The following is a 14,061-nucleotide window of genomic DNA, read 5'->3' as shown; positions in this document are numbered from 1 at the left end:
TCTCCAACAAAATCTGTTGAACAATCGTCCCGGCAACATAAAGTTGCCAAAGGAATCTCCCACCCATCGCCTAAACGATGAGCCGGGGTATTGCCATAATTGGCACTGGCTTATCAAGCACCCTGTTGAGTTCTCAAAGAACAACCGCACATCGAAGTCGGGACCCGTTAAGACCCGTCCTTCAAGGCAACTGCTCGACAGTACCCGGTCGTTTTCGCCAGACAGAATCAGGGACCCTGTCGACAACGCCCAAGTGTTTCTCCGTGATGCGGAGAAGTGGCTCTGGTAGACCGGCCGACGATCACCTTAGTGATCAGTCCGCCCGGCTCTCTACCGGCTTTGCCACTCTACCCGGCCGGCCTCGCGATCGCAAATCCAATTTCTTGGATCCTTGCCCGCACCACCCGGATGTCGAGTTCGAGCATATCTCGCTCTCGACCGCTCCCGGGGCACCTTCCGGATTGTCACTTTCGTGGCTGTCCGTACCGCTTTCCCGCTTGCAGAGAGAAAGTTACGCGACCCATGCGGGTGACCGCAAATCGACGCTCATGCCTGCGGAAGCGGCGAGGCTGCACACGACGCAGCCATCCCATGACAGAGTGGCTTCATGGCCACTCCCCCGACACTGGCGGCCGACGCGGTCCTGGGCCTGCTCGTCCCAGTCTGGCAGTGGGCGATCGGCCTGCTTGTGCTGGTCACGGTCGTGCTATCGGCCCGGAAGCTGTTGATGCGCGGCCCCACCCGGATGGGCGGGGCGCTACTCCTCGCAGGCGCCGCGGTGGTCGCTCTGACCGCGCTCAGCTATCTCATGGAAAGTTTGTGACGCCGGATACAGCTCACCGCCGGACACTGTCGGTGGCCTTCCTACCTGGCTCCCGCACCCCCTCCTCGCCGGCCCGATCCGCCGCCACATAGAACCGCGGTCAGCTACCCGCCCCTCGCAGGCCCCGGCCAACACGCCGCCCCGCGCGGAGCCGCACTCAACACATCCGCTCCTCATAGAGCCGCGGCCAACACGCCGCCCCGCGCGCAACCACACCCAACACACCGGCACCTCTCAGGGCCGCGATCGACATGTGCCCATGCCGAACCTGGTCAACGCGTCGCCCCGCGTACCGGATCGTGGGGTTTGCATTGAGACTCGCAGCCCCGGCCAACACGCCGCCCCGCGCGCAACCACACCCAACACACCGGCACCTCTCGGGACCGCGATCGACATGTGCCCCACACCGAACCTGGTCAACGCGTCGCCCGCGTACCGGATCGTGGGGTTTGCAGTGAGATCCGATGACGCCGACCAGTGCCGCGGCGGCGGCGAAATCCTCGGCTGGCTCGCGTCACGTGCGAGGCGCGGCTCGGCTGATCCGGCCGGGACCGCTCGGGTAGTGCTCGACCAAGCCTCGCCGTGAGTGGTCTCTCTGTGTCCCGTGACGAGGCGGCCGGGCGGGTCAGCGGAGCGGGAAGGTCTCCATCCGCCGGTTGGCGAGGCTGGGCAACTCGGTGCGGATGGTTTCCAGACGATCGAGGTCGAGGTCCGCGAAGGTCACGCCGACGGTGTCCGGGGCCTGGGCCAGGACGGTCCCCCACGGGTCGATGATCATGCTGCGGCCGAAGCAGGTGCGGCGCGGCTCGTGGTCGCCGATCTGGCCGGCCGCCAGCACGAAGCACTGGTTCTCGATGGCGCGGGCGCGCAGCAGCACCTCCCAGTGGTCCCGGCCGGTGTGCAGCATGAAGGCGGCGGGCACGACCAGGATCCGGGCGCCGGCGATGGCGAGGGCCCGGTACAGCTCCGGGAAGCGGAGGTCGTAGCAGGTGGTCAGGCCGGTGGGTACGCCGTCGACGTCGGCGACGACCGGGTCGGTGCCGGGCGCCACCGTGCGGGACTCCTGGTAGGAGATGCGGCCGGCGATCTCCACGTCGTACAGATGGATCTTGCGATAGGTGGCGGCGAGGGTGCCGTCCGGGGCGAAGAGCAGCGACGTGTTGAAGGTGCGGCCGGCGTCCGGGCCCTTTTCGTGGAACGAGCCGGCGTGCACCCAGAGGCCGAACTCCCGGGCGGCGTTCGCGAAGAAGGCGGCGAACGCGCCATCGACCGGCTCCGGTCTCGGGGCGTCGGCGGAGTGGCCGAGGAAGTCGACATACTCCGGCAGGACCGCGAGCTTTGCGCCGCCGGCGGCGGCGCGCTCGAGAAGATCACGAGCGACGGCCAGGTTGTGGTCACGGTCTTCGCGGGAGTTCAGCTGGCAGACGGCGGCGCGCATAAATCGAAGGGTACGGCGACCCGCGCCGCTTCGTGACCATCCGCGGCCGCTGAAGCGCAGTCGCCGCCGCCCGGGCTGGGCGGCGGCGAGTGGGACGAACTGAGGATCAGCCGGTCAGGCCGACTTCTCCTCGCGCTCGGGACGGCGACGACGGCCGCCGAACTCGCGCGGGACGATCGTGGGAATCACGTTCTCCACGACGACCTCGCGGGTGATCAGGACCCGGGCGGCGTCAGGGTTGCTGGGCACCTCGAACATCACGTTCTGGAGGACCTCCTCCATGATCGCCCGGAGACCACGGGCGCCGGTGCCCCGCAGCATGGCCTGGTCGGCGATGGCCTCCAGCGCGCCCTCGTCGAACTCCAGCTCGACGCCGTCGAGCTCGAAGAGACGCTGGTACTGCTTCACGTAGGCATTCCGCGGCTCGGTGAGGATCTTGATAAGAGCGTCACGGTCGAGGTTGCGGACGGTCGTGATGACCGGGAGACGGCCGATGAACTCGGGGATCAGGCCGAACTTGAGCATGTCCTCCGGCATCACCTTGCTGAAGATGTCGTCGGTGTTCCGCTCGGAGATCGACCGGAGGCGGGCGCCGAAGCCGACGCCGCTCTGCCCGACCCGCTGCTCGATGATCCGGTCCAGACCGGCGAAGGCGCCGCCCACGATGAACAGCACGTTCGTCGTGTCGATCTGGATGAACTCCTGGTGCGGGTGCTTACGGCCGCCCTGGGGCGGGACGTTCGCCACCGTGCCTTCGAGGATCTTCAGCAGAGCCTGCTGCACGCCCTCACCGGAGACGTCGCGGGTGATCGACGGGTTCTCGCTCTTGCGAGCGATCTTGTCGACCTCGTCGATGTAGATGATGCCCTGCTCAGCGCGCTTGACGTCGTAGTCCGCGGCCTGGATGAGCTTGAGCAGGATGTTCTCGACGTCCTCGCCGACGTAGCCGGCCTCGGTGAGCGCCGTGGCGTCCGCGATCGCGAACGGCACGTTGAGCATCCGGGCCAGGGTCTGCGCCAGGTGCGTCTTACCGCAACCGGTGGGGCCGATGAGCATGATGTTGGACTTGGCCACCTCGACGTCGCTGCCCGCTCCGGGAGCGCCGTTCGACTCGGCCTGGATCCGCTTGTAGTGGTTGTAGACCGCAACGGAGAGCGCCCGCTTAGCCTGCTCCTGGCCAACGACGTAGTTGTCCAGGAATTGGCAGATCTCCATCGGCTTGGGAAGCTCTTCCCACTTCACCTCGCCGGTCTCGGCCAGCTCCTCTTCGATGATCTCGTTGCAGAGATCGATGCACTCGTCGCAGATGTAGACCCCAGGGCCCGCGATGAGCTTCTTGACCTGCTTCTGCGACTTCCCACAGAAGGAGCACTTGAGTAGGTCGCCACCGTCGCCGATCCGTGCCACCTACGTTCTCCCTGCGTTCATTGGCCGGCCGTCGACCGGACCTTGTGCGAGGACGGAATGCCTCGTTGCCATCTATCGTCCGCCGACCCGCGTAACTGAGGCTGCAGACTCGACGTTACCCGCAAAGGGGCTGTTCTCCGACCCCCCAAAACGGGCGTGTCAGGGGTCGGCCAGTCTAGCGCTCACCGACCGGCCCCCTGACACCGCGGACCCTGGGTCAGACCCCGGCCGTCTGCAGGCTCTTCTTACGAGTCGCCAGGACGACGTCGACCAGGCCGTACTCCTTGGCCTCGTCGGCCGTCATGATCTTGTCCCGGTCGATGTCCTTGCGGACCTGCTCGATCGGCTTGGAGGAGTGGTGCGAGATCAGCTCCTCCAGCTGGGTACGCATGCGCATGATCTCGCGGGCCTGGATCTCGATGTCCGAACCCTGGCCGTAGCCTCCCTCGGTGGCCGGCTGGTGGATGATGATCCGCGAGTGCGGGAGCGCCATCCGCTTGCCCGGGGTGCCGCCGGCGAGCAGGACCGCCGCGGCGCTGGCCGCCTGGCCCAGGCAGACCGTGCTGATGTCGGGGCGCACGTACTGCATGGTGTCGTAGATGGCGGTCATCGCAGTGAACGAGCCGCCGGGCGAGTTGATGTACATCAGGATGTCGCGGTCCGGGTCGGTGCTCTCCAGCGTCAGCAGCTGGGCCATCACGTCGTTGGCCGACGCGTCGTCCACCTGCACGCCGAGGAAGATGATCCGGTCCTCGAACATCTTGTTGTAGGGGTTGGACTCCTTGATGCCCCACGAGGTGCGCTCGGAGAACGAGGGCAGCACGTAGCGGTTGTGCACCGGAGCGAACCCGGGAGGCATGGAAAGGTCGGTCATGGGTCAGCTCCTCAGTTCAGCGTTCCGGCACCGTCGGGAACCTGCGTGGCCCCGGTGATCACCTTGTCGATGAAGCCATAGTCCTTGGCCTCCTCGGCCGTGAACCAGCGGTCCCGGTCGAAGTCGGCCGCGATCTGCTCCTGGGTCTGACCGGTGTGAAACGCGATCCGCTCCTGGAACATCCGCTTGGTGTAGAGCATCTGCTCGGCCTGGATGGCGATGTCGGCCGCGGTGCCGCCCATGCCACCGGACGGCTGGTGCATCATGATCCGGGCATGCGGCAGGGCGAAGCGCTTGCCCGGCGTCCCGGAGCAGAGCAGGAACTGCCCCATCGAGGCGGCCATGCCCATCGCGACAGTCTGCACGTCGTTGTCGATGAACTGCATCGTGTCGTAGATGGCCATACCCGAGTAGACAGAGCCGCCCGGGGAGTTGATCCACAGGTGGATGTCGGCCTCCGGGTCCTCGGCGGAGAGCAGCAGCAGCTGAGCGCAGATGCGGTTGGCGCTCGCATCGGTCACCTCACTGCCGAGGAAGATGATCCGCTCCCGCAGCAGCCGATTGAAGACCGAGTCGTCGAGGTTGCCACTCAGGGTTTCGCCACCGCGCCGCGACACGGGCCCGGTGGGGATGTGGAGATAGGTCATGGCAGCCCTTCACAGCTTGCTGTGTCGGCCGAGGATCCGGCCGGCAGGTTGTCCGTCGTACGACCAACCTAACTGGTCGGATGCGCATCAGCTTCCCGCTCGGGCAGGTGTTCGCTGACAGCGCATCGCGTGGCCGTACCCCCGGAAAAGACAACGGCCACCGCGCACCCGGAAGGGATGCGCGGTGGCCGGCCAGGCACTCAGATCAGTGGTTGTGACCCGCGTGGTCGTCCTCGGTGCGCAGGTCGTCCAGCGAGAGCGTGTTGCCCTCGGAGTCCTTCATCGTGACCTGCTCCATGACCGACGCGAGCGCCTTGCCCCGGCGCACGTCCCCGAAGACGGAGGCCGCGGCGCCCGAACGCACCAGCTGGTCGTAGTACTGCTGGGGCTGCATCTGGGCGCGCTGCGCCCGGTGCACGATCTCGTGACCGAACTCGTCGTCGGTGACCTGGACGTCCTCGGCGTCGGCGACGGTGTCGAGCAGCAGCTGGATCCGGACGCCCTCCTGGGCCGCCTCGGTCAGCTCCTGGTCGATCTGCTCCTCGGTCTTGTCCTCCGAGGCGAGGTAGTCGGCCAGAGTCGCGCCGATCCGCTCGAGCTGGTCGGTCATGGCCTGCTTGCGGCCCTCGACCTCGTCCTTCACGACACCCTCGGGGGCCGGGATCTCGGCGGCCTCGACGAGCTGCTTGAGCGCCTCGTCGCGGGCCGCGTAGATCTGCTCGACCTTCTTGGCCCGGGTGAGGCGGGTGCGCAGGTCCTCGCGGAGCTCGTCGAGAGTGTCGAACTCGCTCGCCAGCTGGGCGAACTCGTCGTCGACCTCGGGGAGCTGCTTGTCCTTGACGGTCTTCACGACGACCTTCACCTCGGCGTCACGGCCGGCGAAGTCGCCGCCCACGAGCTGGGTCGTGAAGGTGGCCTCCTCGCCGGCGGAAAGGCCGACGAGCACCTCGTCGAGGCCCGGGAGCAGCTGCTTGCTGCCGACCTCGTGGGAGATGTTGGTGGCCGAACCGCCGGGGACGTCCTCGCCGTCGACCGTCGCGTTCAGGTCGAGCTGGACGTAGTCACCCTCCGCAGCCGCGCGCTCCACCGTCTTCAGGGTGGCGAAGCGCTCGCGCAGACCGTTGACCTGCTCGTCGATCTCGTTGTCACCGATCTCGACGGCCGGAACCGTCACGGTGATCGCGGCGAGGTCCGGCACGGTGATCTCCGGGCGGACGTCGACCTCGGCCGTGAACTTCAGCGGCGCGTTGTCGGCGAACTCGGTGATCTCCACCTCGGGGCGGCCCAGGGTCTTGACGTCGTGCTCCTGAACCGCGGCGAGGATCTGCTGTGGGATCGCCTCCTGGACGGCCTCGTTGAGCACCGCGCCCCGCCCGACCCGCTGGTCGATGACGGCGGCCGGAACCTTGCCCTTGCGGAAGCCCGGCACCTGGACCTGCGCGCCGATCTCCCGGTACGCCTTCTGCAGGCTCGGCTTGAGCTCCTCGAACGGCACCTCGATGGCGAGCTTCACCCGAGTCGGGCTCAGAGTCTCGACGGTGCTCTTCACAGGCGTACTCCTTGTTGCTGCGGATGTTGGTGTCAGTCGGGGTGGCGGGATTTGAACCCACGGCCCCTCGCTCCCAAAGCGAGTGCGCTACCAAGCTGCGCCACACCCCGTGGCGACGGCCAGTGTATGCGGTCCGCTTGCCTGCGTGTGCGCTGGAGTCACCTGCTGGGGAATCCGGTTCGCGCGGACGGGAGATGATTCAGTAAGCTGTGCACGAGCCCCGAGCTGATCGGGGATCACGCGGGCGTAGCTCAATGGTAGAGCCTCAGTCTTCCAAACTGATTACGCGAGTTCGATTCTCGTCGCCCGCTCGAAGTACTCCCTGCTCAGGCTCACTTCACGCCTGCACGCCATTGAGTGATCTATGTCACTTGCTAGGGAATGTTAGGGAAGTCAACCGCCTGACCAGGGCCTTCCCCGCCGCCGCGTGTACTCCTGCCGGAAATCTGAGGACACAGGCACGGCAACCAGCAACTCGCTCCGTCACCCCGGAGACGCAGCCAGCGCTGCACTGACCACAGCCGCGCGGTAGAGGCCGCTAGGCGCGCTGGCTAACTCACGCCGGACGTGATCCTGGAGGAGGTTCCCGACGGTCATCGTTATCGATACCGTCGCAGCATGGCGCGTACACCTGACTCCTCATCCGCCGAGATCGCGGGCAATACCCCGTCCGACCGGCCCGCGCCAATGCGAGCGTGTTGCGAACGAGGCCTCATCTACCCAGACCGGCACCGAGCCTGTAGCCACCACACCACGGCGGACAACCGGGAACTCGTCGCGACACTCGACCGGCAGGCAAAACCGATCCTCGGCCGGCAGAAGTGGCCCTATGGCGCAGATATCGACGTCGGATCCCGCCAACGACTCGTCGGCTGGGCGCAAAGGTACGGGCTGAAACTGGCCAAGACTTCCTGTTCGGGGCTGCATTGGCTTGACGGCGAACGGTGTCCTTCGGGTGGCTGCCGCGGCGGCCTCGGCCGGTGGGCCGATCATGTCACCCGCTGGACCTTCGACGGCCGACCCGCACTGCTGCTCGCCCAGCCTTACTCGATCAACAACGATCACCTGATCACGCTCGGCGCACTCGCGGCGAGGGATGACCTGGACGTGCACGTCGGCAACCACGGCTGGTACGGCTACCGCACTATCGAGGTCGCTGTCTGGCGGGCCAACGCCTACCAGAACGCCACACACCGCGCCATGGGTTCCAGAGTCCTCGAAACGGACAACCTTCATGACGCATAACGGGGCCTGACATCGGCTGAATGACCGAGACCTACCCTGTCAAGGTGCCGGGCGGTGGTCCCCTGTCGTGAGGTTCTCCCAGGTTCTCCCGAGCGATGGCTGCTGCCGGCACCTCGCGCGACCCACACCCGATACGCCTTATCAGCGGCAGCTGAGTGAGGGCCGTGGCGCCCGCTATCTCGCGTTTCGCCCCGGAGCTGGTCCGCCGCTTATGTGCTTGATCGCATGATCGACTCGTGGCCGTGAGCTTGTCGGTGGACGTCTGGGTGGTCGAGATCCGGTGTACAGTTCCCCGCCTTGACAGGCTGATGCCCCGACCAGAGGTCGGGGCATCAGCCTGGGTCCGCGCGGGCCGGCGAGATCAGGACAGCCCGGGAACGCTTTCAGCTCCCAGCGCGGCGGCAACAGCTTCGAACTCGGCCAGGGCCGCTGTCAGATCCTCCACGATCTCGCGGGCGATGACCTCCGGCGCGGGAAGGTTATCCATGTCCTCAAGCGACTCGTCGCGCAGCCAGGTGATGTCGAGGTTGACCTTGTCGCGGCTGAGCAGTTCCTCGTACGTGAACGGCTTGAACTGATTGGTCTCGACGCGCTCCGAGCGTGGCTTGCCCGGTGCGTAGCTGGCGACGAAGTCGTCTAGGTGGTGGCGGCGCAGCGGGTTCTGCTTGAGCGTGAAGTGCTGGTTGGTCCGCAGGTCGTAGATCCACAGCTGCTCGGTCCACGGCTGCTCGGCGGCCGGCTTCATACTCATTCGGATCTAATCGCACACTGGTCTGAGCACGGATGGCGCGATGCTGCAGACTTCCATCTGGCGTATCGCGGTATGGCCTTTCTACCCGATGACGACGGCGGCGTCGCCTATCGCGAACTCTTCAAGGACATGCTGGAGAATCCTGGGCCGGTCGGTGAGCAGCCGGAACACTACTCGCCCAAATCGACAGGCCGAGCCATCTCAGTCGGCATTCAGCAGTTGGGTGAAGCGCCGACGCTGGAGAAGGTCCTCAACTCCGCTCGACCTATCAACAAGTTCGTCGGCCCTCCGCCGACCTTTGAGGCCGTTCTGGCCGGGCTTGTTGACGCCGTCGCGCCGCAGCGCGTTATCGAGGGGTCTCTCGGCGCCTATCAACAACGCAGCTACCCCTCTGGCGGAGCCCGCCATCCGTTCGAGGTGTACGTCATCTCTAAAGGAATCGACGGCCTCCCGCTGGGGGCTTACTGGTTCGATCCGGTTACCCATGAACTGCACCCCCGTGATTCGACATTCACGCCGGAACACATCGACGCTTCCTGCTTCGGCAAGGGCGGCATCGTCAGCTCGAAGATCAGCCTCGCGATCACCTGCCGATGGCTTCGCCATAGCTGGAAATACCGCTACGCACGGTCGTACCGCATGCTTCTTCTCGAACTGGGCCACATGTACCAGGCCATCAACTTCTCGATGCGAGCCCGCGGTGTGGACGCCTACCACTGCCCGTCCATCCATGACGACAACTGGCTAGAAATTTTAGATCTTGATGATGACGGAAGGGAAGGGCCGATGTACGTTCTCGGGCTCGGCTTGGAGGGGCGACTCTGATGACCGTCGACGTCCAGAGCAACACCGGCCAACTGGCTCTCGCTAAGAATTTTCTAGTCCGCTCACCCGCCGACGACTCCGACCTCTGGGAGGTTTCATGGGGCGAGGGGAATGCCAGGTGCTACTACACTTTTCCGCAGGAACTGGCCGTCTTCTTCATGACGTGCGATCCGGCGGCTGATCGCGATGAGTGGACCAACCGCCTGACCTCCGAGCTCCACGTAAGCCCGGATGAGTCATCGGCCATAGTCGCAACGCTGATCGAGGACGGTCTGCTAGCCGACCCGGCGGATTCGATTACCCCTGGGGAGGAGCAGTGGCTCGAGGTCGAATGGGCGGATGCACTCCAGTTGCATTGGGCTGAGCGCAACAGCCGATGGGTGCACGACTACACCCATAACCCCAAGGTGATGACCACAGCCGACGGTGAGAACGTCCAGCCGACGACGCCACCACCTGGCCCGTTCCCCTGTGTGCCGGCGCCCGGTAGGTCGAGTCTCCGCCTGCCCGACGCGCTCAGCCTCAACCGTCCGTTCCGTGACGCACAGCGCACACGGCGGACCTCCTACCGCCTACAGGGGACGTCGATCACGCTGCCGGACGTCGCTACTGTGCTTCAATGGACGCTGAGAGCCCCGTGGAGCGATGGTGGAGTGCCGCTACGCGTGTCCCAGAGCTACAGCAGGGGCGAGCCGTTCGTCGGCTTCGTAGCGTTCGGCGCCGAGGCTCCAGACGGTTGCGAGCCGCACACCATCTACCAGTACGACCCGGCCAGTAACATTTTGGCCCCGAGGCCCAGCGCAGTACCGGAGAAATGGTCCGACCTGCTGTGGGGCCAGCACTTCGCCGATGGTGCCGCCATGGCTCTCATTCTGGCCGTAAACTGGGACCACCACATGTGGAAGTACCGGTTCCCGCGGGCCTACCGTTGGGTCTACACCGAATGTGGCGTGTTCATGCAGACCGCATTGACTGTGGCGGCCGGCCTGGGACTACATGCCTGGCAGACACCGGCACTGGACGACGAGGCAGTCAGCGACCTAATCGGCTACAGCGAAGGACAGCTGTCCCCCATCTATCTAGCTGCTTTCGGGCGAGCTGACGCGGAATCGGACTGACACTTGCTGGCCAGCTTCGACTACGACCAAGCGCGCCCGGCCTACAGCCCCTTGTTGGCAGACTGGGTACTGCACCAACACGGAGGGGAGCTAGCCGGGCGCGCGCTCGACGTCGGCTGCGGCACAGGCCGATCGACCCGATGGGCGCGCGCTTTTGCCAACCAGATCGTCGGCATCGACCGATCACCCGAGATGCTCGCCGTCGCTCGTCAGGTCAACGACGACCCCGCCGTCAGTTTCGCCGCAGGATCCGCCGAGGATTTCGGCGAAGTCCAGGGACCGGTTGATCTCGTCGTCAGCGCCTCGGCGTTCGAATGGTTCGACAAACCGAGATTCGCTCGCGAGGTGATCCGCGTAGCTGATGCACCATGCCGGATCGTGATCGCTTGGAGTTGGCTCGAACCGAAGGACGACGTTACCCATCGCTGGTTCTGGCTGCTTCGCTCGCTCGTTGGGGCGCAGGTGGGACCCGATGTAAACGATGCGCAGACGATGGCGTGGACGTTCTTTCCGGAAAGACCCCGCGTAAAGACAATTCGAACACTGCACCGATATGACGAATCCTCACTTGCGGCGTTCGTGCGTTCGTCTTCCTACTGGGCGGACAACCGGCCACAGAAGGATGCGGCGATGCGTGCCCGTATCGAGAAGTTCGTCGACCAGAACGGTGATGCGGACGGAAGAGTTGACCTATTCTTCCGGGAGGTTGCTTTCCTGGGAGGCCTCAGCTGATGAAGCGGATATCCCCCTCCCTACTGATCGGCTCGAACGTCGTCGTCGACGCATTCGGCACTGCTACCTTCCTAGCCGGCATCGGCTTCTTCGTAATCGGTTCACTAGGTGCGACGCCCACCCAGGTGCTGCATTGGCTCACGATCGGCACATTTGCAGGCATCGGCGTATCATTCTTTGCTTCAGCGATGGTGGACTCACTCGGCCCCAAGCGGGTACTCCTCGCCGTGCAGTGTGCGCAGTTCTTCACGTACTTCGGGCTGTTGTTCGTCGATTCCGTGACGCTGGTCCTGGTGCTCTGCGGCTTGGGCGCGGCACTCACGCGAGTCACGTCACCGGTTCGCGGAGCACTCCCCCCGGCTTATCTCGACAAGGAACAGTTGCTCCAGTTTAAGGCGAAGGTCAAAGTATGGGTGGTGGCGGTCACCATCCTCGGAGGCGGGGTTTCAGCGGCAGCCGCGTTGCTCGACGAACACGGTGCCCTTCTTGCCATTCCTGCTGTCAATTGCGCTTCCTTCCTGGCCGCAATGGCGCTAACCCTTATGCTGCCGGAACGCAAAAATACCCAGTGGAACCGAGTGTCGTTCCGGCCGCCGTCGCTCGGCATTCTCCTGACTGCATCCGTCTTCGCACTTATCGTCGGCTTCGGCTCGGCGCCGGACAGCGCGGTCGCCGTACTCGCTGCGGGCAAAGAGGGAATACCACCCGCCATCGTCGCCATAGGTGCGGTCGTCGGCTTCGCGGTCGCTCTGGCCGGACAGCGGGTGTTGAAAGGGCGCGAAAGTCTCGTTCGGCAGCACCTCGGGGCGACCCTGCTGGTTGCCCTCATTGTTGAGGGTCTGGCAGCTATCGCGATGGCAATCGTCAGTTTTCGCGACGCACCAGCGATAATTTCGCTGATCTTGATTGCCGTCGGGCTGACCCTGGCCGAGATCGCTCTTATCGGAGTTACCTACGCCATGTGGGACGCGCAGTACAGCGTCGGAGACGACTCCGACCGCGGAAGGATTATCGGCGTTTTCAGTATCGCGACGTCTGTCGGCTTCGCCCTCAGCCCGGCATTGGCTTCGGCACTCTTCTTCTCACACCCCGCCTCGGCGATCACCACCGCAAGCATCATCATCCTCTTCTGCCTGGTAGCCACCCTGAGAATGCGGAAGAACGTCGGTCCACCCGGTCATCGGGGTTCTTCGAGGTTGAGCGGGGTGCGCTGATCGATCCGGCCCGGAGACGAAGGCTCGCAGCCCACCGGCGATCATCTGGGAGTCTAGATCGGATTGTCGCAAGTAAAGAGCATGGTCAACGATACGACCCCGGATGCTGGGCCTGGACGGTCTGGTCGCCGATCGGGTCGAGCTGCACCCGGACGGTTCCCCCGTCGTCTACCTGTCCACCAGCATTGAGCAGGAATTATGCTGCCCACAATGCGGAATCCGGGCTTCTCGAGTCAAGGGCTGGGTACTCACCCGCCCGCGAGATCTGCCCATCGCGGGTACGCCCCGGCTGAGCCCGAGCCGTTACCGGTCCGACTCGTCCAGGTCGTAGAACCAGTCGTCGATCGCCGTGAACGGGGTGACGCGGGCCAGGACCGCGCAGACCGCGACGGGTCAGCAGCGCAGTGGAGGTAGCCGATCCCGGGCCGTCAGGCACTACTTGCCCTTGCCCACCTGCGCAACGGCGACTCCCCAGGCGTGTCGCCGCCGGCTTCGCGATCGGCAGCGGCACCGCCTGGCGCGATGTCCAGGGTGCGATAGCCTGCTCAGCGCCACAGCCGAGAATTTGGACGCGGCAATACGGAGCGTGCATCTACCTAAACCGACGGTTGGATGCTGGCCGTGCGCCGATAGCGAACCTCGATCAATGGAACACCATGCGAGTCATCCGTCTTCGTCGCGCCGTCCGGCCGCCAGCCGCTGGCTTCGTAGAAACGTCGTGCCCGATCGTTCGTCGCCAGCACCCAAAGAGTGTTTTCCATATAGCCAGCCTGCGCCAGCCTGCGCAGCCCGGCTTCCATAAGCATGCGCCCGACACCTCGGCCCCAAAACGCTGGCAGAAGGTAGAGGCCATAGACCTCACCCACTCGGCGCGTGTCAGCGTCGGAGTCACGGCTCGACGAGACGCGGATAAACCCTACGACGCCCTGGCATTCGTGTTCGGCCACGAGAGTCGCCGCTAGTCCAGGGTTTTGCAGGATTCGTCGCCATCCTTGCCGTCGCTGGGCGAGGTCTATCTGGGCCAGGTACTGAGCAGAGATTTTTCCCCGATATGCCTCTTGCCAGGTTCGTACGTGAACATCGCCGAGCATGTCTGCATCGACAACAGTTGCTTCGCGGATCCTCATAGGAGCATGATGCCCGGTCGCCTCTGGCCCGGGTCGGGTGGACGAGGCTCCAGATACGGCATCGTCACCGGCTATGGAGTCTGAGTCACCCTCTACCGCGAACCCGGACATGACACCACCCTCTCCTTGCTTCGGCCCCGCTGCCCGGAACCAGCACCAAACGATGCCCCACCGCTAAGCACTCGTCACGCCCACCCACACAGCACTGCCCGAACAACACACCGTTCCTGGTCGTCGCCGACGCGGAATACCTACGGATATCGTCGCCCGCCGCCTTGCCGACGCCAGGCAACACGTCCTCATGGCGCCTG

Annotated in this window: 13 protein-coding genes, 2 tRNA genes and 2 pseudogenes; 9 read left to right on the top strand and 8 right to left on the bottom strand. The window is 64.9% G+C overall.

All coding sequences use genetic code 11. The annotated features are described in order from the left end of the window. The first annotated feature begins 607 nt into the window (after window positions 1-607). The gene (locus IEZ13_RS42565; RefSeq protein ID WP_183227993.1) at window positions 608-823 is read left to right on the top strand and encodes a hypothetical protein; all 216 of its coding nucleotides are present in this window, start codon (window positions 608-610) and stop codon (window positions 821-823) included. 625 nt (window positions 824-1,448) lie between these two features. Here the strand turns inward: IEZ13_RS42565 and IEZ13_RS42560 are convergent. The 6 genes from IEZ13_RS42560 to IEZ13_RS42535 all read right to left on the bottom strand — a co-directional run bounded on the left by IEZ13_RS42560 (window position 1,449) and on the right by IEZ13_RS42535 (window position 6,848). Beyond that, entirely contained in the window at window positions 1,449-2,261 is an 813-nt protein-coding gene (locus tag IEZ13_RS42560) for a carbon-nitrogen hydrolase family protein (RefSeq protein ID WP_183227994.1), read from the bottom strand. 114 nt (window positions 2,262-2,375) lie between these two features. Then, a complete protein-coding gene (gene clpX / locus IEZ13_RS42555; RefSeq protein WP_183227995.1) occupies window positions 2,376-3,668 on the bottom strand; it encodes an ATP-dependent Clp protease ATP-binding subunit ClpX in 1,293 nt (430 codons plus the stop codon). Window positions 3,669-3,885: 217 nt separating this feature from the next. Continuing rightward, on the bottom strand, window positions 3,886-4,542 hold the full coding sequence (locus IEZ13_RS42550) for an ATP-dependent Clp protease proteolytic subunit (RefSeq protein WP_183227996.1): 657 nt from the start codon (window positions 4,540-4,542) through the stop codon (window positions 3,886-3,888). Between the two features lie 11 nt (window positions 4,543-4,553). Further along, window positions 4,554-5,189 (bottom strand): ClpP family protease, encoded by a 636-nt coding sequence (locus IEZ13_RS42545; protein WP_183227997.1) that lies wholly within the window; start codon window positions 5,187-5,189, stop codon window positions 4,554-4,556. 205 nt (window positions 5,190-5,394) lie between these two features. Beyond that, window positions 5,395-6,738, bottom strand: a complete 1,344-nt coding sequence (tig, locus tag IEZ13_RS42540) for a trigger factor (RefSeq protein WP_183227998.1) — start codon at window positions 6,736-6,738, stop codon at window positions 5,395-5,397. A 36-nt stretch (window positions 6,739-6,774) separates the two neighbouring features. Further along, window positions 6,775-6,848: transfer RNA gene (locus tag IEZ13_RS42535), tRNA-Pro, on the bottom strand. 130 nt (window positions 6,849-6,978) lie between these two features. On the opposite strand from IEZ13_RS42535, the gene IEZ13_RS42530 reads away from it, so the two are divergent. Then, window positions 6,979-7,049: transfer RNA gene (locus IEZ13_RS42530), tRNA-Gly, on the top strand. Between the two features lie 307 nt (window positions 7,050-7,356). Then, window positions 7,357-7,983 (top strand): hypothetical protein, encoded by a 627-nt coding sequence (locus IEZ13_RS42525; RefSeq protein WP_183227999.1) that lies wholly within the window; start codon window positions 7,357-7,359, stop codon window positions 7,981-7,983. A 361-nt stretch (window positions 7,984-8,344) separates the two neighbouring features. On the opposite strand, the gene IEZ13_RS42520 is transcribed toward IEZ13_RS42525, so the two are convergent. Further along, a complete protein-coding gene (locus tag IEZ13_RS42520; protein ID WP_203834113.1) occupies window positions 8,345-8,728 on the bottom strand; it encodes a hypothetical protein in 384 nt (127 codons plus the stop codon). A 78-nt stretch (window positions 8,729-8,806) separates the two neighbouring features. Between IEZ13_RS42520 and IEZ13_RS42515 the strand changes: the two genes are divergently transcribed. The 6 genes and pseudogenes from IEZ13_RS42515 to IEZ13_RS48055 form a co-directional block, all read left to right on the top strand. After that, window positions 8,807-9,559, top strand: coding sequence for a SagB/ThcOx family dehydrogenase (locus IEZ13_RS42515; RefSeq protein WP_183228000.1), 753 nt, complete (start codon window positions 8,807-8,809; stop codon window positions 9,557-9,559). Further along, window positions 9,559-10,677, top strand: coding sequence for a nitroreductase family protein (locus IEZ13_RS42510; protein WP_183228001.1), 1,119 nt, complete (start codon window positions 9,559-9,561; stop codon window positions 10,675-10,677). Before IEZ13_RS42515 ends, IEZ13_RS42510 begins: the two co-directional genes overlap by 1 nt. A 3-nt stretch (window positions 10,678-10,680) precedes the next feature. Continuing rightward, window positions 10,681-11,409, top strand: a complete 729-nt coding sequence (locus IEZ13_RS42505) for a class I SAM-dependent methyltransferase (protein ID WP_183228002.1) — start codon at window positions 10,681-10,683, stop codon at window positions 11,407-11,409. Next, entirely contained in the window at window positions 11,409-12,623 is a 1,215-nt protein-coding gene (locus IEZ13_RS42500) for an MFS transporter (protein WP_183228003.1), read from the top strand. The genes IEZ13_RS42505 and IEZ13_RS42500 overlap by 1 nt, the downstream gene beginning before the upstream one ends. 81 nt (window positions 12,624-12,704) lie before the next feature. Beyond that, window positions 12,705-12,909 (top strand): annotated as a pseudogene (locus IEZ13_RS47240) (ISL3 family transposase); the annotation flags it as partial. 134 nt (window positions 12,910-13,043) lie between these two features. Continuing rightward, window positions 13,044-13,212, top strand: a pseudogene (locus IEZ13_RS48055) (helix-turn-helix domain-containing protein); the annotation flags it as partial. 7 nt (window positions 13,213-13,219) lie between these two features. On the opposite strand, the gene IEZ13_RS42495 reads toward IEZ13_RS48055, so the two are convergent. Then, the gene (locus IEZ13_RS42495; RefSeq protein ID WP_183228004.1) at window positions 13,220-13,750 is read right to left on the bottom strand and encodes a GNAT family N-acetyltransferase; all 531 of its coding nucleotides are present in this window, start codon (window positions 13,748-13,750) and stop codon (window positions 13,220-13,222) included. Window positions 13,751-14,061 lie beyond the last annotated feature (311 nt).

Source organism: Actinoplanes campanulatus, from assembly GCF_014647795.1.
GTDB classification, from domain to species: domain Bacteria; phylum Actinomycetota; class Actinomycetes; order Mycobacteriales; family Micromonosporaceae; genus Actinoplanes; species Actinoplanes campanulatus.
This window is presented reverse-complemented; position numbering and strand designations above follow the sequence as displayed.

What these genes read in the sequence shown, in the direction of transcription:
- IEZ13_RS42545 (WP_183227997.1), bottom strand. Translation starts at nt 5,189, where the DNA reads ATGACCTATCTCCACATCCCCACCGGGCCCGTGTCGCGGCGCGGTGGC.
- IEZ13_RS42515 (WP_183228000.1), top strand. Translation starts at nt 8,807, where the DNA reads ATGGCCTTTCTACCCGATGACGACGGCGGCGTCGCCTATCGCGAACTC.
- IEZ13_RS42500 (WP_183228003.1), top strand. Translation starts at nt 11,409, where the DNA reads ATGAAGCGGATATCCCCCTCCCTACTGATCGGCTCGAACGTCGTCGTC.
- IEZ13_RS42565 (WP_183227993.1), top strand. Translation starts at nt 608, where the DNA reads ATGGCCACTCCCCCGACACTGGCGGCCGACGCGGTCCTGGGCCTGCTC.
- IEZ13_RS42525 (WP_183227999.1), top strand. Translation starts at nt 7,357, where the DNA reads ATGGCGCGTACACCTGACTCCTCATCCGCCGAGATCGCGGGCAATACC.
- IEZ13_RS42560 (WP_183227994.1), bottom strand. Translation starts at nt 2,261, where the DNA reads ATGCGCGCCGCCGTCTGCCAGCTGAACTCCCGCGAAGACCGTGACCAC.
- IEZ13_RS42495 (WP_183228004.1), bottom strand. Translation starts at nt 13,750, where the DNA reads ATGAGGATCCGCGAAGCAACTGTTGTCGATGCAGACATGCTCGGCGAT.
- IEZ13_RS42550 (WP_183227996.1), bottom strand. Translation starts at nt 4,542, where the DNA reads ATGACCGACCTTTCCATGCCTCCCGGGTTCGCTCCGGTGCACAACCGC.
- IEZ13_RS42520 (WP_203834113.1), bottom strand. Translation starts at nt 8,728, where the DNA reads ATGAAGCCGGCCGCCGAGCAGCCGTGGACCGAGCAGCTGTGGATCTAC.
- IEZ13_RS42510 (WP_183228001.1), top strand. Translation starts at nt 9,559, where the DNA reads ATGACCGTCGACGTCCAGAGCAACACCGGCCAACTGGCTCTCGCTAAG.